Origin of the sequence: Acinetobacter sp. TSRC1-2 (assembly GCF_049895885.1) — a bacterium.
GTDB lineage: Bacteria > Pseudomonadota > Gammaproteobacteria > Pseudomonadales > Moraxellaceae > Acinetobacter.
Map to the genome: position 1 here is coordinate 223,988 of NZ_JAFCTF010000002.1, position 26,687 is coordinate 250,674.

The window sequence follows — 26,687 nt, forward strand, 5'->3', positions numbered from 1 at the left end:
CGTCAATTAATAAGACAAAAAAGTGACTGAATATATCTATATTGTTACCAAGTCCATATGGTGATTTAAGTTTCATGATTTAAGATAAAAGTTGAAAATAAAGAAATTCGCTTTGAGGTACACAGATGAATAGACAATTATTATTTAGTGTTTTACTTGCAACCACAATGTTACAAGTAAGCGCCAGCGCATCTGTCGATCATAATATTGCTAAAGGTTTAGCGCCGGTTGCTAAAGATCAGTCGATTAAAAAGCTACAATCTTTTAGAGGTGATTTTCGTATTTTAGGCTCTAAAATTTATACCAATGATGAGCAAGCCAAGTTTTCTCCGATTGATTATGCGGTAAGTTGGGGCTTATTTGCTGAACCTGAAATTGCACGGCATATATCAGTCAATCAATATGACCGTTATCTAAACTGGAAGATTGATCGTCTGCCTGTGCCGAAAGAGCAAGCCATGCAGATGGTGTCAAATATGCATATCATTCCTGCAAACCCACAGATTGCCAAGCAAATTAAAAATGTAAAACGTGGTGATCTGGTGCGTTTAACCGGGGAGCTGGTCGAAATTAAAGATAAAGATTTGGTCTGGACCTCATCTCTAACTCCAACAGATACCGGTGATGGTGCCTGCGAGTTATTCCGCGTCAGTTCAATTGAATGGATTGAAAAAGTAAAAGGTTAATCCTTTTTAAATCCCCGTTTGGAAAGGGGAGTTAGGAGGGGAGTTGAATTGTTTTTTGAATCCCTCCCGACCTTCCTATCAAAACAGGAGGAATAAAAAAGCCCGCTTTAATAAAGAGGGCTTTTTTATGTTCTAAGACTTATATTAGAAACTTATTTCGCTGTTAAAGCTTGACCTTCAAATTGAATACCATCCCAACCATTTTGCATAAACTGGCGGATATTCTGGTGATCCGTGGCTTCAGGAGTCGCTAGCACCGCAGCATAATGTTCCGCGAATAAATTTAAAGTTTGTGCCTGATCTAAACCGTTCAATTGCGCAAAAGAAAATACTTTTGCACTGCCCTGATTTTCAGTCGCAGCATTGGCTTGTTGTCCATTTTTAAATGCTGTTGGCGTGTGATTATAACGGGCTTCAATATATGTAAGCACATCTGTAAATTTCGCTTCGCCTGCTTGAAGTTGTGCCAATAAATCTTGAGCCATAATTTCCTCAGTCCATATAAATAGTCAATTTAACCGCAAGACTATAGCAATTTTTATGCATTTTATTCAGCATTATTTCTTTTTAAAAATACAGAATCATGTAAAAGTATTGTGCAATGAAAACAGGGCTGTGGATAAAACATGGGTTATGCACAGCCTATACTGGATGAAATAAATGAGCTGGTTACTGGTAGCGATGGGCGGGGCGATTGGCGCAAGTTTGCGTTATGGCGCAGGGGTATTTTTACTTAAACCCACACATGTATTTCCCTGGACCACATGGTGGGTGAATATCTTTGGCTGCTTGCTTGCTGGTATTTTCTTTGCCTATAGCCAAAAATTTCCGAGCTTGCAAAATGAGGCGCGCCTGTTTTTGATGGTCGGGATTTTAGGCGGCTTCACCACATTTTCCAGTTTTGGTCTGGAAACCTTTCAGCTATTAAAACATGGTCAGGCCACACTCGCTTTAGGCTATGTGATCTCAAGTGTGATCATTGGAGTGATGGTTTTGGCATTGGGTTTTTATCTGTTTCAATGGTTATTACACAGCAAATAAAAGCTGAAGGCTTTTGATAAAAAATACAATAGGTAAAAAAAGAAGCCTAAGTGGAGGAGGAGGCTTAGGCTTCTGAATAAGGAAAAAATAACAACATCAGCTTAACTGAATATTAACTTATTGTGAGCGTTTGAAACGAGCAAAACGTTTGTTGAAACTTGCCACACGCCCTTCATTACTGGTTTGACGTTGTTCACCTGTATAGAACGGATGGGATGCACTGGAGATATCTAAAGTCACATAAGGATAGTCCTGACCTTGATAACTCTTGGTTTGTGAGGTTTGCAAGGTACTGCCAATAATGAAATAGGCATCCGCATTGGTGTCATGGAACAGGACTTCACGATATTCTGGATGGATATTAGCGCGCATGTTTGACTCCAAAACTATTATTGATTTAATTATGTTATAACATAACATTCGCTTTGGCAAATAAAACCCAAATCAGAAACTGTATTTGGGTTGTATGAAAGGCTTATTGACGCGGTGGCACCAGTTCATCAAACAGGTCATTGAGATTGTCATGCATTTTTAAATGAATCATATTCCAGTAATGACCTGATACGGTACGATTGACCATCAATGTCTCTGGTGAAGGCTTGAATACATCCCAATACTTTAATGAAGGCTTAAGCAGTTCCATGCCATCATGATGTGCCGAGTTTTCTTCAAAATCATACATGGTCGTAAGTGGACGCATCAGCACTTCTAACCATTGATTATAGAGTTCAGCCGGAAATTTTCCTTGTTCTGAAAGGGCGTGTAGGGCATCCAGCTGTTGTTCCATCTCGGCAATATTGCCTTCACGGGCAGACTGCACCAAATGTTTAAAGTGCTGTACGGTTGCACTGGATAATGTTTTTACACCGCCGTAATCGTAAATAATCACCGTGCCATCTTCACGGAAAGCAAAGTTGCCCGGATGCGGGTCACAATGGAAACGTTTTAAATAGAAAATTTCTTGTCCAATGGCACGGAATAAACGGCGTCCTAGCTCATTTCGAGTATCTTGAGACCAGATACTGGCAATTTCAATACTTTCACCTTGCTCCAAGCTCAAGGTTAAAATATGTCGTGAAGAATAGTCTTTATATACTTGCGGGATAATAATTTTATTGTCTAAGGTTTTATGGAATGTACGCGCGACTTCTAAATTTTGTGCTTCAATTTCATAATTTAATTCATTGTCTAAACTTTCCTGAATTTCCTTGAATAGTCGATCTTGTAATTTACGATCAACTTTCAGCACACCCATTAAACGTAAAGCCAAACGGACTTGTTTCAGATCGCTTTCGCACGCTTCATCGACCCCCGGATATTGCACTTTAACCACAACTTGCTGCCCATTGGGCAGAAAGGCTTTATGCACTTGACCAATAGAAGCTGCGGCAAAAGGTTGTTCATCGAAGTGTTTAAAGATTTGATTGAGCGGTTTACCCAACTCTTTTTCGACTTGAGCTTTAATTTCAGCAAAAGGCATTGCAGGGGCTTGGCGCTGTAATTTGCTGATGGCACGTGCGACTTCAGGCGGAAAGATGTCTTTATATTGGGAAGCAATTTGCCCCACTTTCATGACTGCACCCTTCATTTCCCCAAGGGTATCCGCAATTTGTAGACCTATATCTTGAAAAAGCTTGCTGCGTGAGGCATTTTTTTGTTCTTCATCGGCATTAAAATTTTTGATCGAGTTTGAGACGGTTTTAGTTGCGATGCTCGCCGTCATAGTGGCAAGTTTCATAAAACGACGACCGGGTGTGCTAGCCGTTTTTGCCATGCGATATTCCTCAAGATCATCATAGAAGTGTTTTAATGATCATAGGCGTTAAACTTGATATTGCCTACTTTAAATTGTTAAAAGCTGCATTTTTACTGTTCAATTTTAAAAATTAAAAATATTTTTTGTAGCTTAAAGGGATGAAGTAGCTATGGTTATTTTTTATTCATATTGTTATTCATCTCATTCCTTTTTCATGAGAAAAGGAATGAGATCGAGATATTTAAGCAGTTTTGATCCGGTGATTAATCCGATATAAACGGGTCAATAACAGCACACAGGCAACAGTTAAACCAACAATCAAGCCGACCCACACCCCAGCCGCTTTCATTTCTGTAAAGCGTGCCAAGTAAATCCCAACAGGCAAGGCAATTACCCAATAAGCGATCATGGTGATCCACATTGGACCTTTGGTATCTTGCATACCACGCAGGCAACCTGCTGCGCTGACTTGCCAGGCATCCATTAACTGATAGGCAATCGCAAATAACAATAGATACATTGCCACTTGTGCCACCTCATAATCAGAAGTGTAAATCGAAACAATTTCAGGCCGGAAGAACCATATCAGTGCCATGGTGGCAAGGGCTAAAATCGTACCGGTCAGTAAACCCAGATACTGAACTTTACGCATCGCCTGCCAGTTTTTCTCACCATAATAAGTACCAATACGAATGGTGAGCGCAATTGCGAGCGACATCGGGATCATAAACAACTGTGAGGTCACAGAAATGGCAATCTGGTGTGCTGCAACCAAGGTTTCACCTAATGGACTTAAAATAATTGCTGCGGTACTGAAAATACTGACTTCAAAAAAGATGGCTAAACCAATTGGGAAACCGAGCTGTAAAATACGTTTTACCCAATACAGATCAATTTTTTCCCATGCAGCAAAAACTTGGGTTTTGCGGTAAGCGGTGCCTTTAAAGATATAAGTTGCTAAAGCAATGAACATCAGCCATTGTAAAATAGCAGTGGCAAAACCACAGCCGGCACTGCCCAGTTCAGGAATCGGGCCAAGCCCATACATAAAAATAAAGTTCAGTGGAACGAGTGCAACCAATGCAACCAGACTAATGATGGTGACGGGGCGCGGATAACCGAGTGCTTCAGAGTAACCGCGTAGCGCTGCATACATGGTGACTGCCGGCATACCCAAACCAATGGCATGCAAGAACAAGCTTGCTTTAGGCAGTAACGCTTCAGGTACGCCCAAAACAGGCAATAAAAACGGCATGGCTTGTAAAATCAGTGCCGCAATGATTCCGAGAATAAATGCGACCCAAAGTGACTGCCGTGCAATAGTGGCAATTTTTTCAGGGGTACGAGCCCCATTGGCCTCTGCAACCAAAGGTGTGGTCGCAATCATGATGCCACTGAATAACAGCATCACTGGAATCCATAAACCTACCCCGACTGCAATGGCAGCAAGGTCTGTTGGGGAGAGATGTCCCGCCATAATGGTATCAATTAAACCCAAACCTGCTTGGGCAAATTGGGTTATTAAAATGGGAATCATCAAATGAAAGAGTTGCTTTAATTCAAAGCGGTTTGTTGTCGTTAAAGCAGTGACATTAGACACAAAAAATACTCATTATTTATTAATAAAGATCATGATCTTTAGCGTTGCAAAGTGAGCAGTACGCCAAGGAAAATAACCATACTTCCTAAAAGACGTTGCCAGTTAATCGGGGTTTTTTCAGCACCAAACCAGCCAAAATGATCCAGTAACATCGACATGGCAATTTGCCCAAAAATAACCAGTCCGGTCAGGATGAGAAAACCCAGTTTAGGTACAGCATAAATACTCAAACTGATGGCATAAACGCCTAAAAAACCCCCTAGCCAAAGAAACCAGGGAATTTGGATTAAGTTTGCAAAATGAGGTTTTTCTGCGGATTGAAAAAAAACCAGTATAGCAAGCACTATTGTACCAACCAAAAAAGATAAAAGGGCAGCTTGCAAGGGAGAATGTAAATATTCCCGTAATTGGTTATTTAAGGCATTTTGCAGACTCATCGCAATACCGATTCCTATCGCAAGCGGTAACAGCAAGAGCAGGTGACTGGATATTTTCATCATATTAAGTATGTATTCTTGTTGGGTTTTTCTCAGTCTAAAACAATCATCCACAGTATTCCTTAGCGTCTTGATGCAGTCATGTTAAAATATATTTCCCGTTTTTTGTTGTTTTGAGCTTATTCCTTGGCTGAATTAAATCCTGCGTTTGTTCCATTGTCTTTATATATTCATATGCCTTGGTGTGTGCGTAAGTGCCCGTATTGCGACTTTAACTCGCATGCCGTACCGGATGGGAAACTGTCTTTAGATTTAGAGCAGGAATATTTACAGGCTCTGGTTGCAGACTTTAAAACCCAGGTTGAATTTGCCCAAGGTCGCAAGATTCATAGTGTCTTTATTGGTGGGGGTACGCCATCTTTAATTTCAGCCAAAGGTTATGTGTGGTTGTTCGAGCAACTTAAAAGCACTGTTGCCTTTGAAGATGGCTGTGAAATTACCTTGGAAGCCAATCCGGGAACCGTGGAACACGATCCTTTTGGGGGCTATTTAGAAGCAGGGATTAACCGTCTTTCGATTGGGGTACAAAGTTTTAATACCGATCACCTGAAAAAATTAGGTCGTATTCACAGTAATGATGATGCGATCAATGCCATTCATTTAGCCCGTGATGCCGGTTTTGAACGAATCAATGTGGATTTGATGCATGGCTTGCCGGAACAGACTCTAGAACAGGCTTTACTGGATTTAAAACTGGCGGTAGAAAATGGTGCAACGCATGTGTCGTGGTATCAGCTGACCATTGAACCGAATACGGTATTTTTTCGTACCCAACCTGTTTTACCCGTTGAAGATGTGTTGGAAGATATTCAGGAACAAGGCGAAGCCTATCTAAAAACCAATGGTTTTGTGAATTATGAAGTGTCAGCTTGGCGTAAGGAAAAGCCGTCTGCACATAATTTAAATTACTGGCAATTTGGCGATTATTTGGCAATTGGCGCGGGAGCACATGGCAAAGTGACACAGCCTGATGGTGTGTATCGTTTCCAGAAAACCCGTTTGCCTAAAGACTATTTAGCCAAAGTACCGGCAGAGCATCTTCAATTTAAAAAGATTGAAGATGAAGATATGCCGTTTGAATTTATGATGAATGCCTTACGTTTAAATAATGGCGTGGATGCCAAGCTTTATACAGACCGTACAGGTTTAGATTTGGCTGATTTAAATGAGCTTTTAAATTCATTACGTTCACGTAAATTGATGGTTGAAGATCAAAACCGTTTGTCTTGTACAGAGCAGGGGCATGTGTTTTTAAATTCAGTGCTGGAAGAGTTTTTGTAATCTTTAAACGTGATGTTGAAGTGATTTTTAAAAATAGTTTGGAACATACAAGGTATTAAAAAGCCTAGCGGATCGATGCTAGGCCGGTTAAGAATGCTTGTTAAATAATATTCTGATTTTATGTTATTTCATCTTTGCAACGATTTGTTCAGCCATTTGTAAATGCTTGGCAACCGTAGTACGGGTTTGCGTAAGCATATTTTTTAATTCAGAATTTTTAGCATTAGGGATCAATTGCTTATCAATAATCATCAGAACTTTACGATGTACTTTCACTTGACTCATCATATAGTCTTTATCCGTTGCTGCTGATGATTGGCTAAGCTTTTCAGTCATCTTATCGCTTTCATTTTGCAATGATGTACTGATATTGCTCGCTTGTGGAGTTAATTTTAGACGACTTGCCAAGGCTTGGCCTTTTTTCTCATTCGATGAATGTGCATTAATCATCAGCTGAGCATATTTACGGGTTTGATCCATTTTCAGCTTTGGCAAGGCAGTTTTTGCCTGTATAATCTCACCGTTATTCGCTGTACTTAACACCTTGATCACTTGACTATCAGTTAAACGCTCATGAGCATCATGCGATAACTTAGAATGCTCTTTGCCTTCATTGGTAGATTGATTATCCATTGCCATACTGTGAGATGCAGCAAAACTCAATGCACTAGTTACTGCAACACAGTGAATAATTTTCTTCATGCTAATCGCTTTCATATCGGCAACCTTTAAAGTTTATTATTTAAATTTGCCTTTATAAAATAGGCGCATTACCTTAAAAGCAGTGTAATGTTTCAGTGGTTTTCTTAGAGAAATATATAAAGTGACGATTGATTTAAGCAAAAATGATTGACTATTAATTTTTTTGAGGGCGGGACAGAAAATAAAAATAGGATAGTAATTATTCAATGAGCTCATCATAGGATAAGGCTAGGATAAATAACTTGATATAGCGGAGCTTAAATCACTCTTCACTCATACATCGAGAGTTATCTAAAATATTCAGCTTTTATCAAATTTATTTTTTTATGTATTAATTTTTATTCGATAAATACGGCCCAAGAATTGTCCAGTATTTCCTATCGCATATAAAATATAAAGCTGATGGTTTTGACTATCTACCGTTAGGCCTTCTGGCTCCCAATATTGAATGGCAGGATTGGATAAGGTATCAAAATGACCCAGTGTCACATAATCCATTTTTTGAATCAATTTGCCGGTTAAGTCATAAACATAAATTCTTTTAGGCCCTTTATTTTTATTTCCACTTAACAGATACACATATTTTCCATCGGTAGTTAGACCTTGAAATGCAGATTTGTCATGAGTGAAACCTGAATCAATAGGCCATTCATCTTCATACAAGAAACGAATATCCGTTAAGTTTTTTTGGGTAATCAAATCTAATTTAAAGATACGTATCACATTGATTTTATAGTTATTGCCTCGCACCAGCAGATATTTTCCATCGGGGGTGATTGAAGGCATGGTATTGGTCATCTGGTTATATGTTTTATCAAATACCTGAATCACTTGAGTATTGTTGGGTTCTGCATTAGGCATGTATTGAAATTTTAAGATATACCAACCTTTATTGGGAATGGCTGAGCCAGCAGAAGCATAAATAAAGTCACGCTGCGGATCGACAGAAATGCCTTGATGGCCAATCAGGGCAGAAGGTTTCTGAGCATCTTGTGCAGACCATAAATTTGAGTGGTGCAACTTAAATCTATTAATCACGCCTTGTTCAGGATTGCCCTCGACATGCGTGGTGTACAAAAAATTGTGTCTGTGATCGAGCGCCAAGCCTTGAATAATATGATCATTCCCCAGTCCTATTCTGATCAGGGTAATCGGCTGGGCAGCATCACCTAGGTTGGGAGGATAAGAAGAATCAAAATTTTGTTCAAGATGATGAGTATTTAGAGGGGTAGTTGCACTATATCTCTGATAAAAGCGACTTAGAATCGAAAATATTTTTTTCATCTTCAAGGCCAGCGGATTGATTTTTTATTATTCTATGCCTTTAGAAATTGAGCTTACATTGGGATTATTGTAGCGCATAAAAAAGAGCACCGAAGTGCTCTTTTTTTAATTCAGGCTTTACAACTTAGTAGTCAAAGCTGAAGTGTTCAGGTGCTAAAGAAATCATGGTTTTCGATGGATTCACCATGGCTTCGGCATGACCCTGAGTACGCGGCAATAAACGTTCAAAGTAGAAATCGGCCACTTTGATTTTCGCTTTATAGAATTCAGGCGTTTCTGCGCCGTTACCCGCTTCCAATTTCTCAGAAGCAACTGCAGCTTGTTGAGCCCAGTAATATGCCATCATCGCATAACCCGAAAACATCAAGAAATCTGTAGATGCTGAAGAGACGATATCACGGTCTTTACGTGCTGCAAGCATAATGCGTACAGTTAAAGCGTTCCATTGTGCACAAATCTTGGTTAAGTCCCATGCAAAACGGCGCATGTATTTGTTGCGTGCATGACGACCGCAGAAACGTAAGATTTCAGCAGTATAGTCACGAACCACTTTGCCTTTAGAAGAAAGCAGAACTTTACGACCAATCAAGTCGAGCGCCTGAACACCGGTTGTACCTTCATACAGGGTAGCAATACGCGCATCACGGACAATTTGTTCCATGCCATGTTCTTTAATATAACCATGACCACCGAACACTTGCATACCGTGGTTAGCCGCTTCAAGACCGAGTTCAGTCAAGAAACCTTTTAAGATTGGAGTGTAGAAGCCCAGTTTGTCATCATATTCCTCAAACTTTGCTTGGTCGCCTTGAGTCAGCGCATCCGTCATTTTGTCAGCAAGCTGTGCAGCATGATAAATCATGGCACGACCACCTTCAGCAATGGCTTTTTGCGTCAGCAACATACGACGCACGTCAGCATGATGAATGATCGCATCAGCCACTTGGTCAGGGTCTTTCTTACCTGATAGCGCACGCATAGACATACGCTCTTTGGCATACGGTAATGCGCCCTGGAAAGACAATTCTGCATGTGCAATACCTTGAACCGCTGTACCAATACGTGCAGTGTTCATAAAGGTAAACATGGCATGCAAACCTTTGTGCGGTTCACCAATCAGGTAACCTGTCGCAGCATCAAAGTTTAAAACAGCAGTTGCAGAAGCACGGATCCCCATTTTGTGTTCGATTGAACCACAAGTCACAGGATTGCGTTCACCTACACTACCATCAGCATTCGGGGTAAATTTAGGCACGATAAACAGCGAAATACCGCGCGTACCTGCAGGTGCATCTGGAAGGCGAGCAAGCACAATATGGACAATATTTTCAGTCAGGTCATGTTCACCTGCAGAGATGAAGATTTTTGTCCCGGTAATTTTATAGGTGCCATCCGCTTGTGGTTCAGCTTTGGTTTTGACTTGTCCCAAGTCTGTACCACATTGTGGTTCAGTCAAGCACATGGTGCCCGACCAGGTTCCCGCAGTTAAATGCGGCATGTAAGTATTTTTTTGTTCTTCGGTCCCGAACTGCATGATGGTATTCATACAGCCCATGCTCAAACCTGGATACATGGTGAATGACCAGTTCGCTGTCCCCATCATTTCAGATTTGATCAGGTTAAGTGACATCGGCAAGCCTTGACCACCAAACTCTTCAGGATAAGACAGACCTTGCCAGCCACCTTGCACAAATTGGTCGTAGGCTTCTTTAAAGCCTTTCGGTGTGGTAACTTCGCCATTTTCAAAATGACAACCTTCTTCATCACCCGACTGGTTTAAAGGAGAGAGTACGTTTTCACAAAAATCTGCTGCACCTTCAAGAATCATATCTACAGTGTCAGGGTCGGCCAATTCGCCATTAGATAAAGTTTTATAATGTTCTGGGTAATCAAAAACTTCATTCATTAAAAAGCGAATGTCGTGTAAAGGGGCTTTATAAGCTGGCATAGTGTTAATCCTAATTTAGAAATAGTTTTGGATTATCCGAATCGATAGTTTGATTATTCACATTGTTCATCAAAATACATTGATAGTGTAGCCTTGGAAAAATGTCAGAAAGGCGAATTTTAAGTGGATGAATTTAACCATTAATGTAACTGACTAGATTGGTTAGTTCACTTTTTTAATCGGTTTTAAGAAAATACATATTTAAAATAACAGTTAAATTAGACTGTTATTGTATCTATTAAGTTTTAGTTGGCTGAATATTTTAATCACTTTAAGGAATTTTACGGAATCAATTTTGCTGTCATAAAATCCAATTCGAATAAATTTTTATAGTGTATGTTGAAAAGAAGCAAGAATTCGCTTCTTTTCAATCATTTTATTTCAAGTTGCTAAAGAAAATCTTTCAGATCTAGTTTTACTCCATTCCAGATTGAGAAAGACTCAATCGCTTGACCTACCAGCATGCCATAGCCTTCAGAAGTCGGAATGCCACGCGCTTTAGCCTGATCTAAAAAGCTCGATGGTTTGCCATAGGCCATTTCATACGCATGTTTAAACTGTAAGGATTCAGGTAAAACCAGAGCATCACCACTTAGGCTGGCAGAGGTTGCATTAATCACAAGATCAAACTTACCGGCCAAATCATTTAAAGAAATCGCAGCAAGTGTTGCTTGGGGAACCGCCTCTTTTAAATCGGCAACCAGTTGTTCGGCACGGGCAAGAGTACGATTGGCAATCACGATTTTTTTTACACCCGCCTGAACCAATGGATAAACCACCCCACGGGTTGCACCTCCTGCACCAATAATTAAAAGATCAGTATTTTCTAGGTTCCAGTCTAGGGCTTTAATCGCATCGACCAAGCCTTGACCATCGGTATTATCGCCATATAGCTTGCCATCTTGCATCCAAAGCGTATTAACCGCTTTGGCAATTTTGGCTCGTTCTGTCAGAACTTGGCATTGTACGAAGGCTTGTTCTTTAAAAGGTACCGTCACATTCATGCCCATACCGCCCTCAGCAAAGAAGGTCTTGATATTGGCTTCAAAACCATCAAGCGGCGCAAGGCGTTTGCTGTATTGCAGGTCAATACCTGTTTTTTGTGCAAAAGCATGATGAAGTTCTGGTGAACGTGATTGTTCGATCGGATGACCAACTACTGCGAATTGTTTGCTCATTTCACGAGGTCCATGTGCGGAAATGGCATTCAATATACGTGATTTTTAAACTAGGCTAAAGTCAGAAGACGGAAGAAAATAAAAGGTTAAGAAGGTAGAAAAGTAATTGAGTTAAGTTTAAAAAATTAAAGCCTATTAAAATAATATTAAGGATTACAGATTTCGTGAACCATGTCTTCTAGCCACATTGCTGCGGTAAAAAATAAGGCAAATCCCGCAAATACACTGAATGTAATGGATAAGCTATCAGAAAGCGTATTGTCTGAGGATAAGGTAATGGCAATAGAACAAAGAATGAGGGTGAAAATCGACCAAAATAGCATTACCTTATGATTTAAAATTTTATCTAACATTGTTGACTTCCTAAAGCACGATTTTTTTAATTGATATGTGCTTTTTAAATATGTGTGAATAGTAAATTGAATTTATGAGTCTAAACGATTTTATAAAATCTACAGAGTCTATTGCTGTAAGGAAATATGTCAGTAGAATTATTATGGATGAAATATGATAAATTTTTTATGAAACAAAAATATTGATTTAAAAGGTTTTTATTATTCTAAGTTTTTAATTTTATATGCGAAGAAAATTATGAATATAAAAAAATCCCTTCATCCAGAGTGGAGAAAGGGATTAAAGATTTTAAATATATTTTAATTATTGAAATTCAGTCAACCAATCCTGTGGTTTTAAATAATAGTCAGTTAAGCGTTTTTCAGCGGAATCTTCATCCCATTCCGGACGATATGACCAAGCGGCAAGCGGAGGCATACTGACTAAAATTGATTCAATCCGCCCACCGGTTTGCAGACCAAATAAAGTGCCACGATCATAAACCAGATTATATTCCACATAACGGCCACGACGGTACAGTTGGAAATCGCGTTGCGCTTTGGTATATGGCTGATTTTGATGGCGCTGGAAAATCGGCAAGATCGCTTCTAAATAACCGTTGCCGACGGCTTGAATGTATTTAAAGCAGGTTTCGAAATCCCACTGATTTAAATCATCGAAGAATAATCCACCCACGCCACGCTGTTCATCACGATGTTTTAAATAGAAATAGTCATCACACCACTGTTTGTGTTCCGGATAAACCGTGTCACCAAATGGCGCGCAAAGATCATGCGCTTTTTGGTGCCAAGCCAATACGTCTTGATCATCTGGATAGAATGGGGTCAAGTCAAAACCGCCACCGAACCACCACACAGGATTTTGTCCTTCAGGCTCTGCCACAAACAAACGCACGTTGGCATGTGAAGTCGGAACATTCGGATTTTTTGGATGAATCACCAAAGACACACCCATGGCCTGAGCTTTGGCACCGGCAATTTGTGGATGGCGTTCAGTTGCCGAAACCGGTAATTTTGAAATGTTGATGTGAGAAAACATCACACCGCCTTTTTCAATCACGGTGCCATTTTGCAAAACACGTGAACGACCACCGCCACCTTCCGGGCGTTCCCAATCATCAATCTCAAATTGAGCAGTGCCGCCACTCTCTAATTCTCGTTGTTCTAAACCTGCACAAATGCGTGCCTGTAAATCGAGGAGAAATTCGCGAACGCGTTGAATATCAGCTGAAGTTGGGTTCTGCATAGATGGCCTCTATTGCCTAATTTTAAGGACTGAATACATCAAAACATAAAGTCATAAAAAAAGTAAGGGATTTTTTAACATCTTGTAAAAAATCCCTGGGTACTATGATTTATAAAGCTTTGTAAAATGAATTAGAAGTCACCTTTTTTATACATGTGCGCCATACGTTCATGTTTGGTTTTTAAATATTCAGCATTGAACGGATTTAAACCGACAGTAAGGGGAACACGATCAAGCACATCAATACCCAGTTCTTCTAATGCGGCAATTTTTGAAGGATTGTTGGTCACCAGTTTGACTTGTTTAACCTTTAAATGATCCAGCATAATTGTACACATGTCATAACGTCGTGCATCTGCAGGCAAATTCAACATTAGATTGGCATCGACCGTATCGTGTCCCTGATCTTGCAGGGCATAGGCGCGAATTTTGTTGGTCAGTCCAATACCGCGACCTTCTTGGCGCAGGTATAGAACGATACCTTGACCGACATCGTTAATTAACTTGAGTGTCGCCTGGAGTTGGGGACCACAGTCACATTTCAGTGAGGCAAACGCGTCACCGGTTAAACATTCAGAGTGAATCCGGACCAGAACCGGATCAGTCGGTGGAGTATCGAGTCCTTTAGAAAGTGCGACATGTTCTTCACCGGTTTGAGGATCTTGAAATACAGTGATTTTAAATTCACCAAAAGCGGTTGGTAATCTTGAAGTTGCGACAAATTCTATAGGCACTGCTTAACCCGTCAAATAGTTCATTAATTGGCTAAAGTATAGCGTAATGCTTGGACATTGGTAGAATTGCTATGATGAAATTATGCAGAAGATTTTCTTTTTTGTATAAAGCGAACGATAATGGTTGATAAATAGTAAGATTATTCAGGATAATCTCGCTCATGAACAAACACCCAGTGTAGAGATCTGCCTCTAAACTGCATCGCTAGAAATGTGGCTGATTTAAAGGTGATACAATTCGACCCTTGTGCTCGAATAACCCATTTTACCTAGCTTAGGATTTGCCAGGCTTTAGAAGGCTTTGCCATTTATGTTGTATACAGAAATACCGACTCATCGCCCTGTAACACCGTTGCTAGATACGATTGATCATCCGCAACAATTAAGATTGCTCGAGCGCAGCCAATTAGAAAAAGTGGCGGATGAGTTACGTCAGTACATTTTGTATGCAGCAGGACAAAGTGGTGGGCATTTTGGTGCCAATCTGGGTGTGATCGAACTGACGGTGGCTTTGCACTATTGTTTCAATACCCCACATGACCGTTTAATTTGGGATGTCGGTCATCAGGCCTACCCACATAAAGCCTTAACCGGTCGCCGTGAACAACTCACCACTATTCGTGCTAAAGACGGTTTAGCGGCTTTCCCAACCCGTGAAGAGTCAGTTTTTGATACCTTTGGAGTGGGGCATTCCTCAACAGCGATTTCTGCTGGACTGGGGATGACGTTGGCACGTCGATACCAAAAAGACCCATGTGAAGTGGTATCTATTATTGGTGATGGCGCGATGACTGCGGGAATGGCTTTTGAAGCCATGAATGATGCCGTGGCCCATAATGCTGATTTAATCGTGGTGCTGAATGACAACGATATGTCGATTTCATGCAGTACGGGTGGTTTTGCCAAGCATCTGGCGGCAATCTGGGAAAGTGGTCAATCAGTCAATATTTCAGAAACAGGAGAGGCTTTTGTCCAGCCGCATCCTGAATGGTTATATAACTCACGTTTACACAGTTCAGCTACGGATGCTGCGGATAACTTATTCAAAGCGATTGGTTTTGATTACTTCGGTCCTTTCGACGGACATGATGTCAATCAGCTGGTACAAGTCTTTGATGCACTAAAAAAACGTAAAGGTCCGCGTTTGATCCATGTCTATACCAAAAAAGGTAAAGGCTTTGTCCCTGCTGAAGCCGATCAGATTAAATACCATGCCATCAGCAAATTAAATACGGCCTCTTCAAGCAATACAGCACCAAAATATTCCGATGTCTTTGGACAATGGCTGTGTGATGAAGCTGCACAGGATGAGCGTTTGCTGGCGATTACACCTGCGATGTGTGAAGGTTCAGGCATGGTAAAGTTTGCCAAGCAATTTCCTGAACGTTTCTTTGATGTCGCGATCGCTGAACAGCATGCAGTCACCTTGGCTGCCGGTATGGCATGTGAAGGTTTAAAACCTGTAGTGGCGATTTACTCGACCTTCCTGCAACGGGGTTATGATCAGCTGGTGCATGATGTCGCTTTACAAAATTTAGATGTCACTTTTGGCATCGACCGTGCCGGTTTGGTCGGTGAAGATGGTCCCACCCATGCCGGTGCTTACGATTATGCCTTTATGCGTACCGTACCGAATATGGTGATCATGGCACCTAAAGATGAAAATGAATGTCGCCAAATGTTGCATACAGCTTATCAATATAATGGTCCGGCAGCTGTACGTTATCCGCGTGGCAATGGTATCGGTGTAGAAATTCAACAACAATTGACTGCTTTAGAGATTGGTAAAGCAGAAATTGTGGCCAGTTTTAATGAACAGCAAGATGAACAGATTAGTATTCTTGCTTTTGGCAGTCGTGTAACTGCTGCAATTGAAGCAGCCCAATCATTGACACAATTGCATGAGGTTGGTGTGCGTGTAGTGAATATGCGTTTTATTAAACCTTTAGATGAACAGATGATTACAGCACTTGCGAGTACCACCAGCTTGTTTGTGACGATTGAAGAACATGCGGTTATGGCAGGCGCGGGTAGTGCGGTCAATGAATATCTGGCACAAGCACAAATTGTTAAACCGACTTTGAATCTAGGTTTACCTGATATTTTCATGCACCAAGCTTCACATGCACAAATGTTGCAACAGGCTGGGCTTGATGCAAAAGGCATTGAAAAATCAGTTGAATTGGCTTGGCTAAAGCTTGTACAAACCGTTTCATCGTGATTCATTAAATTTTAGCAACATTTTTTCCCTAAAAGCCCGCATATTTGCTAAAATATGCGGGCTTTTATGCATTATTCTTTATCAGTATCTTCAAATTTGTAGTGGGTGTTCAATGGAACCTATGGTGGTTATGGCTGCGCGTGCGGCTCAATTAGTTGGTCAAGAGCTTTTAAAAGCGCATCAAAATCGTCATAAACTCGATCTACAAGTCGAAGAAAAAGGGATTGATGGCCCGGTAACGCGTGTAGACCGTTACTTGGAACAGTTGACTATCGATACTCTACGTAAAAGCTATAAAAACCACAGCTTCCTTGGTGAAGAGTTTGGTATGCAAGAAGGTAAAGGTCACGACGCCGATTGGTGTTGGGTGATCGATCCTTTGGACGGTACTTTAAACTTCATTAACGGTTTTCCGCATTTCTGTATCTCAATTGCAGTTCAACATAAAGGCGTAACTCAACACGGTGTTATTTATGACCCTGTGAAAGATGAGCTTTTCTCTGCAAGTCGTGGTCGCGGTGCCATGATGAACCAACGTCGTATTCGCGTAAATATTAAAGACAGCCTGGACAATACCTTCCTGGCTGTAGGCCATGCTTACCGTAATAAACGTAACGGTGAAGTGGTTTCTTATGCGAAAAACCATTTTGATTCATTATTAAACGTGACTGCAGCGGGTGCACAATTCCGCCGTTCAGGTTCTGCTGCGTTAGACTTGGCTTATGTTGCTGCAGGTCGTCTTGATGGTTATTTCGAACTCGGTTTGAAACCTTGGGATATCGCTGCAGGCGAGTTACTCGTAAAAGAAGCTGGTGGTACTGTAGTGGATGCACGTGGTGGTGCCGATTCTATGGATAATGGTCAAGTCATTGCTTGCTCTATGAAAATGCTCAAACCTCTAATGCAAGCTGTTGTTCCAGCTTGGGGTGAAGCCGCAAAGTGATACCGATTTAATTGAGTGATATGACAAAGAAAAGTTCTCCAAGTGAGGGCTTTTTTATTGCTGGTCAAAGTTTATTTTTATCTTTAATGCTCATTTAAAATACTTTTAAAGTGATTAAGTTAGAAAACGGTATAGCCAATTAGAGGTTTTTGATTAAAAAATAAACAAAATTGAGTTGTAAAATAGACTGTTACTGAAAAAAACAGTATCTATGCATAATTTAATCGAAAAAAATGATTACTTTTTAAAATGATTCTGTTATTATGCTGCCACGCACTTAAATTTCCGTTCTTTACCTGAACATTATCTTCTAATCATTGTATGCGCGTTCTGTCCATAGAGAGGACATATCCTTCGCGCCCCAATCGCTTAAGCGATTCCTTCAGGTTTGCGGCCGTAATCATATACGTGCGTTATATCCACATCGTCGTTATTCGGATCGCTGCTGAATCCTTATTTTTTCAGCTCTATTTGCTGTGCCGCTTTTTGCCGATGTCCATATTGTAATTTTTAAATGGAGCACCCACTTCAGGGTGAACACTCTCTATGAGCAAAACTTTTGCTGATTTTTCCCTCGATGAGTCTTTAACACAAGCGATCGAAGGTTTAGGCTTTACTACGCCAACTCCTGTACAAGAACAAGCCATTCCAGCTGCACTTGAAGGTAAAGACCTTCTTGTATCAAGCCAAACAGGTTCTGGTAAAACTGCTGCATTCTTGCTTCCTACCCTAAATGCGCTAGCGAACCAAGATACTTTAGTATCGTTTAAAGACCGCATGAAAGCGGTTACTCAACCGAATATTCTTGTGATTTCTCCTACTCGTGAATTAGCACAACAAGTATGTCAAGATGCGATTGCATTAGTACGTCATATGAAAGGTGTTCGTGTTGCTGCGATCATGGGTGGTATGCCTTTCGGTAAACAAATTCAACAATTAAAAGGCGCACAAGTTGTTGTTGCGACTCCAGGTCGTTTACTTGATCTTGTAAACCGTCGTCAAATTAAACTTGACATGGTTGATGCATTAATCGTCGACGAAGCTGACCGTATGCTTGACTTAGGTTTCTCTGAAGACCTAGAAGCGATTGGCGATTTAGCGGCTAACCGTAAACAAACTTTGATGTTCTCTGCGACTTTTGCACCGCGTATCGTTACGCTTGCTGAACGCATGATGAATGATCCTATGCGTATTGCGATCGAAACTGGTCACTCTACAAATACTGACATCACTCAAACATTGCATTGGACTGATGGTTTTGAACACAAGAAAAAATTGCTTACTCACTGGTTATCTGATGAATCAGTAGATCAAGCAGTTGTGTTTGCAAGCACTCAAGAAGATACAGACATGTTGGCTGAAGAACTTGCTGAAGCAGGTCTATCAGTTGTCGCACTTCATGGTGCTATGCCACAGACTGTTCGTAACCGTCGTTTACGCAGCATCCGTGAAGGTCGTGCAAAAATCCTAGTTGCTACAGATGTAGCGGCTCGTGGTCTTGACGTACCAACAATTTCACACGTAATTAACTTCGGTTTACCGATGAAAAATGAAGACTATGTACACCGTATCGGTCGTACAGGTCGTGCCGGTCGTACAGGTAATGCAATTACTTTAGCGACTTACCGTGAACGCGGTAAAATCCGTGCGCTTGAAGACTTCCTGGATGCACGTTTAAGCGTGTCTGAAATTGAAGGTCTTGAGCCATCTCCACCTCCTGCTCGCGGTGCTCGTGATGGCGGCGGTCGTGGTCGTGATGGCGGTCGTGGCGGTTTCGGCGGTGGTCGTGGTCGCGATGGCGGCGGTCGTAGTTTCGGCGGCGGTCGTGGCGGTGATCGTCCACAACGTAGCTTTGATGACAAACCACGTGGTGAACGTCCTTCTTATGGCGATGATCGTCCTAAGCGTGATTTCGGTGATCGTCCAGCTCCACGTCGTGAAGGCGGTTTTGGTGATCGTCCACAACGTTCTTTCGATGACCGTCCTAAGCGTGATTTCGGTGATCGTCCACAACGTTCTTTTGATGACCGTCCTAAGCGTGATTTCGGTGATCGTCCAGCTCCACGTCGTGAAGGCGGTTTTGGTGATCGTCCACAACGTTCGTTTGATGATCGTCCTAAGCGTGATTTTGGTGATCGTCCAGCTCCACGTCGTGAAGGTGGTTTCGGTGATCGTCCACAACGTTCGTTTGGTGACAAACCACGTTCGAATGATGACAACCGTGGTAATCGTGTAGATTACAAACCAGCTCGTGAAGGTGATCGTCCAGCTCCACGTCGTGATTTCGGTGATCGTCCGGCTCCACGTCGTGAAGGCGGTTTCGGTGATCGTCCACAACGTTCATTCAGCGATGATCGTCCTAAGCGTACTTTTGGTGGCGAAGATCGTCCACGTCGTAGCTTTGATGATAAACCACGTGCTGAACGTCCAGCTTTTGGTGGCGAAGATCGTCCACGTCGTAAATTTAACGACTAATTTAATCGTTAAATTTAGATAGAAAAAACCGGTGGAAACACCGGTTTTTTTATGGATTAATCTTTGATCTTTTAGGATAAAAATGTATACTAAATCATGTTTTGTTTTAAAATCGTTAAATATGAACAATGAATCTGCCAACTATATTTGGAATTTTAATCAAGAGGTGATTATGCCTTATATTGGTTTGACTTTATTGTTATACAATATTGTGTATTTTATCTATCACTTTTTTCCGTAACACAGTGTCCGGTTTTTTATAAAAAATAGAATTACAATTATATTCATTAGAAAATTCACTGGATTGGTTACCTTTTATCTAAAAGTAACATTTTAAATTTTAATCCTTTATAGTATGCATGCTGAAAAAATGTAGGAAAATGCTCAGCTATGAATAATCAAATACCCTCTCGGTCTCTGATTGAGATTAAAAATCTGAGCTTTAAACGAGGGGAGCGTATCATTTATGACAATATCAGCTTAACGATTCGTCATGGTCAAATCACTGCCATTATGGGACCTTCAGGTACAGGTAAAACCACATTACTTCGTTTGATTGGCGGGCAGCTAGTGCCAGATCAAGGACAAGTTCTGTTGGATGGAAAAGATATTGCGACAATGTCGCGGTCTGACCTGTTTGCTGCACGGGCGCGTATGGGCATGCTTTTCCAGAGTGGGGCTCTGTTTACAGATATGACCACCTATGAAAACGTAGCATTTCCACTTCGTGCCCATACCAAGTTACCTGAACACCTCATTGCTGAAATTGTGGCATTAAAATTAGAGTCGGTGGGTTTACGCGGTGCAGAACAATTGATGCCGTCCGAGCTGTCGGGGGGTATGAACCGTCGTGTCGCATTGGCTCGTGCCATTGCACTTGATCCAGAACTGATTATGTATGATGAACCATTCGCAGGTCAGGATCCGATTGTGATGGGGGTTTTGAGCCGTTTAATTCGTTCGCTCCGTGAAGCTTTGGATTTAACCACCATTATTGTCTCGCATGATGTGGCTGAGACATTATCGATTGCTGACTATATTTATGTGGTGGCTGAAGGCAAGATTCAGGGAGAAGGAACGCCTGCTGAACTCAGAGAACATGCTTCACCTTTTGTTCGTCAATTTCTCACTGGTTCAATAGAAGGTCCAGTCGATTATCAATTTAGCCATCAAGCTTATTTAAGTGATGAGGTACGTTCATGAATGCCATTGCCTTATTAGGTAGACGCGTTATTGAACGTGTACGTGGTATCGGCGTAGCAACGGTGATGTTGCTGCAAATTTTATTTTCCATGCCGACCAGACTGGGCGTAACGCTATTTATTTATCAAATGCACCGTATTGGGGTCATGTCTTTATTGATCATTGGTGTGTCTGGTCTGTTTATTGGCTTGGTACTGGGTCTGCAAGGCTATTCAATTTTGGTGAATGTCGGTTCCGAAGCCATGCTCGGAACGATGGTATCCCTGACTTTATTACGTGAACTTGCACCTGTAGTCGCTGCATTATTATTTGCAGGGCGTGCCGGTTCGGCACTGACCGCTGAAATTGGCCTAATGAAAGCCACAGAGCAACTTTCCAGTATGGAAATGATCGGTGTTGATCCGCTAAAACGTATTGTTTCACCACGTTTGTGGGCAGGTGTTGTCAGTTTGCCGATGCTGACTGTGATTTTTGCTGCCATTGGTATCTTGGGCGGGAAAATGGTCGGGGTCGATTTTTTAGGTGTTGATGAAGGTTCTTACTGGAGTGGTATGCAAAATGCAGTTCAGTTTGGACATGATGTGGTAAATGGCATTATCAAAAGTATTGTTTTTGCCCTGATTTGTACCTGGATTGCGGTATATCAAGGTTATGCCTGTGAGCCGACATCTGAAGGGATTGCAACATCCACAACCCGTACAGTGGTTTATTCGTCATTGTGTGTATTAGGTTTTGATTTCGTGTTGACTGCGGTCATGTTTGGAGGGGTTCAATGAAATCACGTACAAGTGAGCTGACCGTCGGTATTTTTGTCATTATCTTCGGTGTAGCGCTATTTTTCTTAGCCATGAAAGTAAGTGGATTATCGGGCACCAATTTACGTGATGCTTATGATATGACTGCGCAGTTTGACAATGTGAATGGGTTAAAACCGCGTGCCAAAGTCACTATGAGTGGGGTAACGATTGGTCGTGTCACCGATATTACCCTTGATCCAGTATCGCGTTTAGCTACCGTTCATTTTGAACTCGATGGTAAGCTGACTTCATTTAATAAAGAGCAGCTTAAAACGGTTAAAGCCAATGCTTTAGAAGAACTTCGCTATAGCACAGAATATACTGAAGCAGCGCCTGCACAACAAAAAGAAATGGAAAAACAACTTGTTGATAACATGAACTCCATCACCAGTATTGATGAAGATGCTTATATTATGGTTGCAACCAATGGTTTATTGGGTGAAAAATACTTGAAAGTGGTTCCGGGCGGTGGTTTGAACTACGTGAAACGTGGAGAAAGTATTGCCAATACACAAGGCACCATGGACCTTGAAGATTTAATTAGTAAGTTTATTACTGGTGGTGCGGGTAAATCATCAGAAAAAACGGCAGATGCAAAAACATCAGGTGAATCAACCGATGCAGAAGCATCATTTGTTGAATAATTTGGAGAGGAAATTTTAGTGAATACTTTAGTTAAACGTACACTTACAGCTAGTATTTTATCAACAATGATGGCCACTACTGCATTTGCAGCACCCGCAGAAGCTCCACCTGCTTTTGTTAAAAAAGTTGCAGATGGCCTGATTTCACGCTTAAAAGCGGATAATGCTAAATTGCAAAATAATCCGACTGCAGTGAAAGCGATTGTACGTCAAAATCTTGACCCATATATTGACTCACAATCATTTACACGTATTGTAATGGGTACATATGCGACCAATCAATATAGTACTGCTGCTCAGCGTGCTCAATTTGAACGTAACTTCCGTGAAACTTTAATTGAAAACTACGGTAGTGTATTTGCGAAATTCTCAAATCAATCGTATAGCCTTCGTCCATACAAAGAGACCAACAGTAAAAATCCTGTTGTGACTATGGACTTTAATAACAAAGGTGAAAAAATCCCTGTATCTTTCCAATTGGTGGATAAAGGCAATCAATGGAAAATTCGCAATATTAATGTGTCTGGCATTGATTTAGGTTTGCAGTTCCGTAACCAGTTTGCAGCCACAGTAAAGCTTAATGGTGGCAGCTTGGATAAAGCAATTGCAAACTTCCAGCCAGATGCAGAAGTAGCTGTTAATAAAAAATAACTGAGTAGGTGTTCGGTGATTGAAGTCATTAATCAGGAATTACAGGTTTCTGGAAAAATAGATTATGTGAATGCTGAAAGCTATTACCAGCAGGGTTTGAAACTGATTCAATCTCAAAATCAGTTTCCCGTGGTGGTAAATTTGGCGAAGCTGGAGCATGGTAGTACCTTGGCTTTGGCGGTTTTAGTACGCTGGTTGCGCCAAACTCCAAAAGCTCAAGGTCTACAGTTTAAAGCTGTACCTGAAAAAATGATAAAAATTATTCAAGCTTGTCATTTGCAAAACGACCTGCAATTGATTGCCTGAACACGGACAATAAAAAAGCACCTTAAGGTGCTTTTTTATTGTCTGCAAATAGGTATTTATCAAATCGGGAGCGTTTGTTGCGCTTCGCTTTAAAAGCAGTGCTTTAAAGCTCGCTCAAATCCATTTCTTCCAGCGGAAATAGGCCAGCGGGCCAATCAAGAAAGCGAGCAAAATAATACCGACCATAATAAAGCTGGTGGTACCTCTGGCAAAAGGCAGCACATCGGTATTCATGCCATACACACTGGCAACCAGCATCGGTGGAGCAAGCATACTTGGCAAGATTGAGAATCGACGGATCGTGTCATTCTGTTCGGTGTTAATGAATCCGGAGGTGGTATCGAGTAAGAATCGTACTTTCTGGAACAAGAAGGCATCATGTTCTACCAAAGAACGCACGTCTTCACTGAGCTCTCGAATATCAGCATCATAAATATGACTACCCAAAGCACGTGGGCGAGACAAGAAAGTCAGCACACGACGCAAGTCAATTAAACATAATTGCGCTTTTCCAAGCATGTCTTCTAATTGTGCCAAACGGGTAATCATATCGTCCAAATCGAGTATTTGTTCACGATGACGGTTATTCAATACTTCGGTGGAATATTTTTCCAGGTCTTTGTGGACATCTTCCAAAATATCCGCAAGCTCATCCAGTTTGGCTTCAAGCAGACCCAGTAACACCCAGGTGGGATCTTTATAGTCAATTTCATAATCATTGCGACGCGCGCGCGCGCGAAAGGCACGAAACGCGACCAATTTTTCACCACGTAAAGTAAACAGGTGTTGTTTATGCAGAATAAAAGCAACAGTTTGTACGGTGGCTAAAATACTCGAATCGTCATCCGTTTCACCATCGACCTGAAAGTTTTTATTTTTCGTTAAAAAGTAGGTGCTGATATGTAAAATACCATCATCATCACGGTAAAATCGTGCTGATGAGGAAATGTCTTCTAATGATTTTAGCGTGGGTAAATTTTGTTCATAGGCATCTAAGACCCATTGTTGTTCTTCTTGTGAGGGTGCAATTAAATCAATCCACACCAAATCTGGGTGAAGATCAAAGCCCCCATTAATAATGGCATCTTCCAAACTACCGCGCTCTGTGGCGTAAAAGGCTTCAAGCATGCTGTCTTTTCCCTGCGCAGTATAGGTTAATCAATGCGTGTATTTTAGACAAGGAATTGAATAAAAACACTGATTGAATCGCTTTTTTATTAAAAAATCTCCTGAAAAGTTACTTTATTAGTATGACATCTTAAAAACATGGTGAAAAAATGACGAAATCAATCGCAATTTTTTGTGGTTCAGCTGTGGGGACAGATACCATATTTCTGGACACTGCACAGAAAATGGGTCAAACCATTGCCCGGCAAGGCAAAACACTGGTCTATGGTGGTGGTCGGTCAGGTTTGATGGGTATTGTTGCGGATAGTGCCTTACAGGTAGGCGGTAAAGTCATTGGTGTGATTCCGAATGCATTGGTCGACCGTGAGCTTGCACATCCATATTTAACTGAATTGCATGTGGTTAAAAATATGCATGAACGCAAAACCAAGATGTCAGAACTGTCCGATGCTTTTATTGCTTTACCGGGTGGCGCAGGAACTTTGGAAGAAATTTTTGAGCAGTGGACTTGGGCGCAGTTGGGTATTCATTTAAAGCCGTGTGCATTTTTAAATGTGGCAGGTTTTTATGATGATTTGCTGAAATTTATCCAGTTGACCACCGTAAAAGGTTTTACTCATTCACGCTTTTCGGACAGTATTATTGCCTCAGATTCTATCGAAGACATTTTACAGCAATTTAATACTTTTCAAGCACCTCAACCGAAATGGGGCATGGTTGATCAGCAAGAATTGGTGAGATAAAGATGAAAGTGATTACCGTTGCTGCAGCCATTATTTTAAATGATCAGCACCAGCTTTTAGTGGTTCGGAAGCAGAATACTGCATGTTTTATGCAGGTCGGTGGAAAGTTGGAACCGAATGAGCCACCTGAACACACCATGCTGCGCGAAATTCAGGAAGAAATTGGATGTCAGGCATTGATTGAGCAATTTGTCGGGCGTTTTGAGACGGCAACAGCCAATGAGCCAGATCATTTATTGGTGAGTTATGTCTATGTGGTGACTTTGGATCATGTACCGAAAATTGATGCAGAAATTGCAGAGATGAAATGGGTTGATTTAGATGATCAGAACACTAAACTTGCACCATTGACGACTGAAATTGTAATGCCGTGGGTAAAGCAGTTTTTAATCGAAAGCACAATTGCTTAGATAGTGGCTAAAGCAAGTTTTACATTTCTACTTATCTTTCAAAAAGAGAGGAATGTTTAAGTTTCGGCACTTGCGATACACGCTGCGTAAACTTTATGACAACCCAGTTCTTCAAGTTTTTGTTTTAATGCATAAATAGAGCTGCCTGTTGTTACGACATCGTCTAAAATAAGCACACGGCGATAACAAAGTTTTGCTGTGGTGTTGATCTGGAACTGTTGTTCAATATTATCAAGACGTTCTAGCCGGCTTAAGCCTTTTTGTGAATGTTGCTGTAAGCGGCTGACGGGTTGCCATATAGGAATGTCCAGTTGTTTGGACATGATTTTAGCCACGACCAAAGACTGGTTGTAACCACGTTCTACCAGTCGTTCAGTTGAGATCGGCATCGGGACAATAGCCTGAATTTTGGGTAGGCAGAGTTGCAATAATGCGCCTGCAAGCAAGTTCTGAAAATGCAGTTGCTGCTCGTATTTAAATTTTTGAATAATCCTGTCAATTGGATAGTCATAATGGCAGGCTACCTGAATATCCATTTCCTGACGCTGAACCGCACTTTTAGACCATGGCAATTGTTGCCAGCAATCTTCGCACAGTGAATGATGGTGTGTTAAGTCTATTCCACAAAGTACGCAGGGGGAAATGCTTTGGATTGCTTTGTGAAGTAATGGGTTAATGAATTGAAGCATGTTTTTATTCTTCTTTTATTTAGCCTTAATTTTGCATAGTTTTTATTGGGCTTCAAGAAAAATTTATTTTGTATTACATCGCTCATTTGAAATTTAGAATACGCACTATCCTTCTGATTAGAAAAATATTTTTATAACATTGCCTAGGTAATTCTTTTTTTGAAAGATCAA

Annotated in this window: 27 protein-coding genes; 13 read left to right on the forward strand and 14 right to left on the reverse strand. The window is 41.1% G+C overall.

Annotated elements, in window-relative coordinates; all coding sequences use genetic code 11:
* The first annotated feature begins 125 nt into the window (after positions 1 to 125).
* A complete protein-coding gene (locus ACP69Y_RS04070; protein ID WP_425916406.1) occupies positions 126 to 686 on the forward strand; it encodes a hypothetical protein in 561 nt (186 codons plus the stop codon).
* A 152-nt stretch (positions 687 to 838) separates the two neighbouring features.
* On the opposite strand, the gene ACP69Y_RS04075 is transcribed toward ACP69Y_RS04070, so the two are convergent.
* Entirely contained in the window at positions 839 to 1,171 is a 333-nt protein-coding gene (locus ACP69Y_RS04075; protein WP_425916408.1) for a HopJ type III effector protein, read from the reverse strand.
* Positions 1,172 to 1,346: 175 nt separating this feature from the next.
* Here ACP69Y_RS04075 and crcB point away from each other — a divergent pair, with 175 nt between their 5' ends.
* Entirely contained in the window at positions 1,347 to 1,727 is a 381-nt protein-coding gene (crcB, locus tag ACP69Y_RS04080; protein ID WP_425916409.1) for a fluoride efflux transporter CrcB, read from the forward strand.
* Between the two features lie 117 nt (positions 1,728 to 1,844).
* Here crcB and ACP69Y_RS04085 read toward each other — a convergent pair whose 3' ends face one another.
* The 4 genes from ACP69Y_RS04085 to ACP69Y_RS04100 all read right to left on the reverse strand — a co-directional run bounded on the left by ACP69Y_RS04085 (position 1,845) and on the right by ACP69Y_RS04100 (position 5,583).
* Positions 1,845 to 2,099 (reverse strand): type B 50S ribosomal protein L31, encoded by a 255-nt coding sequence (locus ACP69Y_RS04085; protein WP_425916411.1) that lies wholly within the window; start codon positions 2,097 to 2,099, stop codon positions 1,845 to 1,847.
* 103 nt (positions 2,100 to 2,202) lie between these two features.
* Complete coding sequence (locus tag ACP69Y_RS04090) at positions 2,203 to 3,501, reverse strand: ABC1 kinase family protein (RefSeq protein WP_425916413.1); 1,299 nt, start codon at positions 3,499 to 3,501, stop codon at positions 2,203 to 2,205.
* A gap of 223 nt (positions 3,502 to 3,724) precedes the next feature.
* Positions 3,725 to 5,083, reverse strand: a complete 1,359-nt coding sequence (locus ACP69Y_RS04095; RefSeq protein ID WP_425916415.1) for an MATE family efflux transporter — start codon at positions 5,081 to 5,083, stop codon at positions 3,725 to 3,727.
* A 38-nt stretch (positions 5,084 to 5,121) separates the two neighbouring features.
* On the reverse strand, positions 5,122 to 5,583 hold the full coding sequence (locus tag ACP69Y_RS04100; RefSeq protein ID WP_425916417.1) for a DMT family transporter: 462 nt from the start codon (positions 5,581 to 5,583) through the stop codon (positions 5,122 to 5,124).
* Positions 5,584 to 5,706: 123 nt separating this feature from the next.
* Between ACP69Y_RS04100 and hemW the strand changes: the two genes are divergently transcribed.
* The gene (gene hemW / locus ACP69Y_RS04105) at positions 5,707 to 6,861 is read left to right on the forward strand and encodes a radical SAM family heme chaperone HemW (RefSeq protein WP_425916419.1); all 1,155 of its coding nucleotides are present in this window, start codon (positions 5,707 to 5,709) and stop codon (positions 6,859 to 6,861) included.
* A gap of 123 nt (positions 6,862 to 6,984) precedes the next feature.
* Here hemW and ACP69Y_RS04110 read toward each other — a convergent pair whose 3' ends face one another.
* The 7 genes from ACP69Y_RS04110 to ribA form a co-directional block, all read right to left on the reverse strand.
* Complete coding sequence (locus ACP69Y_RS04110; RefSeq protein ID WP_425916421.1) at positions 6,985 to 7,578, reverse strand: DUF4142 domain-containing protein; 594 nt, start codon at positions 7,576 to 7,578, stop codon at positions 6,985 to 6,987.
* A gap of 309 nt (positions 7,579 to 7,887) precedes the next feature.
* Entirely contained in the window at positions 7,888 to 8,847 is a 960-nt protein-coding gene (locus tag ACP69Y_RS04115; protein ID WP_425916423.1) for a hypothetical protein, read from the reverse strand.
* 124 nt (positions 8,848 to 8,971) lie between these two features.
* Positions 8,972 to 10,795 (reverse strand): acyl-CoA dehydrogenase C-terminal domain-containing protein, encoded by a 1,824-nt coding sequence (locus ACP69Y_RS04120; protein WP_425916425.1) that lies wholly within the window; start codon positions 10,793 to 10,795, stop codon positions 8,972 to 8,974.
* 389 nt (positions 10,796 to 11,184) lie between these two features.
* A complete protein-coding gene (aroE, locus tag ACP69Y_RS04125; protein ID WP_425916427.1) occupies positions 11,185 to 11,973 on the reverse strand; it encodes a shikimate dehydrogenase in 789 nt (262 codons plus the stop codon).
* A 146-nt stretch (positions 11,974 to 12,119) separates the two neighbouring features.
* Positions 12,120 to 12,326, reverse strand: coding sequence for a hypothetical protein (locus tag ACP69Y_RS04130; protein WP_131217239.1), 207 nt, complete (start codon positions 12,324 to 12,326; stop codon positions 12,120 to 12,122).
* Positions 12,327 to 12,630: 304 nt separating this feature from the next.
* On the reverse strand, positions 12,631 to 13,572 hold the full coding sequence (gene hemF, locus ACP69Y_RS04135; protein WP_425916429.1) for an oxygen-dependent coproporphyrinogen oxidase: 942 nt from the start codon (positions 13,570 to 13,572) through the stop codon (positions 12,631 to 12,633).
* A 131-nt stretch (positions 13,573 to 13,703) separates the two neighbouring features.
* Positions 13,704 to 14,306 carry a GTP cyclohydrolase II gene (ribA, locus tag ACP69Y_RS04140; protein ID WP_425916431.1) on the reverse strand — a complete coding sequence of 201 codons (603 nt, stop codon included), beginning with the start codon at positions 14,304 to 14,306 and terminating at the stop codon, positions 13,704 to 13,706.
* A 310-nt stretch (positions 14,307 to 14,616) separates the two neighbouring features.
* Between ribA and dxs the strand changes: the two genes are divergently transcribed.
* From dxs to ACP69Y_RS04180, 8 genes are all read left to right on the forward strand, one after another.
* On the forward strand, positions 14,617 to 16,527 hold the full coding sequence (dxs, locus tag ACP69Y_RS04145) for a 1-deoxy-D-xylulose-5-phosphate synthase (RefSeq protein ID WP_425916433.1): 1,911 nt from the start codon (positions 14,617 to 14,619) through the stop codon (positions 16,525 to 16,527).
* A gap of 112 nt (positions 16,528 to 16,639) precedes the next feature.
* Complete coding sequence (locus ACP69Y_RS04150; protein WP_425916435.1) at positions 16,640 to 17,470, forward strand: inositol monophosphatase family protein; 831 nt, start codon at positions 16,640 to 16,642, stop codon at positions 17,468 to 17,470.
* Positions 17,471 to 18,016: 546 nt separating this feature from the next.
* Entirely contained in the window at positions 18,017 to 19,945 is a 1,929-nt protein-coding gene (locus ACP69Y_RS04155; protein ID WP_425916437.1) for a DEAD/DEAH box helicase, read from the forward strand.
* 390 nt (positions 19,946 to 20,335) lie between these two features.
* Entirely contained in the window at positions 20,336 to 21,148 is an 813-nt protein-coding gene (locus tag ACP69Y_RS04160) for an ABC transporter ATP-binding protein (protein WP_425916439.1), read from the forward strand.
* A complete protein-coding gene (gene mlaE, locus ACP69Y_RS04165) occupies positions 21,145 to 21,924 on the forward strand; it encodes a lipid asymmetry maintenance ABC transporter permease subunit MlaE (RefSeq protein ID WP_425916441.1) in 780 nt (259 codons plus the stop codon). Before ACP69Y_RS04160 ends, mlaE begins: the two co-directional genes overlap by 4 nt.
* Positions 21,921 to 22,589: an outer membrane lipid asymmetry maintenance protein MlaD gene (locus tag ACP69Y_RS04170; protein WP_425916443.1), complete on the forward strand. Its 669-nt coding sequence runs from the start codon at positions 21,921 to 21,923 to the stop codon at positions 22,587 to 22,589. The genes mlaE and ACP69Y_RS04170 overlap by 4 nt, the downstream gene beginning before the upstream one ends.
* Before the next feature lie 18 nt (positions 22,590 to 22,607).
* Positions 22,608 to 23,240, forward strand: coding sequence for an MlaC/ttg2D family ABC transporter substrate-binding protein (locus ACP69Y_RS04175; protein WP_425916445.1), 633 nt, complete (start codon positions 22,608 to 22,610; stop codon positions 23,238 to 23,240).
* Between the two features lie 15 nt (positions 23,241 to 23,255).
* The gene (locus tag ACP69Y_RS04180) at positions 23,256 to 23,546 is read left to right on the forward strand and encodes an STAS domain-containing protein (protein WP_425916447.1); all 291 of its coding nucleotides are present in this window, start codon (positions 23,256 to 23,258) and stop codon (positions 23,544 to 23,546) included.
* Between the two features lie 114 nt (positions 23,547 to 23,660).
* On the opposite strand, the gene ACP69Y_RS04185 is transcribed toward ACP69Y_RS04180, so the two are convergent.
* A complete protein-coding gene (locus ACP69Y_RS04185; RefSeq protein WP_425916449.1) occupies positions 23,661 to 24,674 on the reverse strand; it encodes a CorA family divalent cation transporter in 1,014 nt (337 codons plus the stop codon).
* A gap of 149 nt (positions 24,675 to 24,823) precedes the next feature.
* On the opposite strand from ACP69Y_RS04185, the gene ACP69Y_RS04190 reads away from it, so the two are divergent.
* Both ACP69Y_RS04190 and ACP69Y_RS04195 read left to right on the forward strand, forming a co-directional pair.
* Positions 24,824 to 25,417 carry a TIGR00730 family Rossman fold protein gene (locus ACP69Y_RS04190; RefSeq protein ID WP_425916451.1) on the forward strand — a complete coding sequence of 198 codons (594 nt, stop codon included), beginning with the start codon at positions 24,824 to 24,826 and terminating at the stop codon, positions 25,415 to 25,417.
* Between the two features lie 2 nt (positions 25,418 to 25,419).
* Positions 25,420 to 25,827 (forward strand): NUDIX hydrolase, encoded by a 408-nt coding sequence (locus ACP69Y_RS04195; protein WP_425916453.1) that lies wholly within the window; start codon positions 25,420 to 25,422, stop codon positions 25,825 to 25,827.
* A gap of 56 nt (positions 25,828 to 25,883) precedes the next feature.
* Here the strand turns inward: ACP69Y_RS04195 and ACP69Y_RS04200 are convergent, their stop codons facing one another.
* Positions 25,884 to 26,516 carry a ComF family protein gene (locus ACP69Y_RS04200; RefSeq protein ID WP_425916455.1) on the reverse strand — a complete coding sequence of 211 codons (633 nt, stop codon included), beginning with the start codon at positions 26,514 to 26,516 and terminating at the stop codon, positions 25,884 to 25,886.
* Positions 26,517 to 26,687 lie beyond the last annotated feature (171 nt).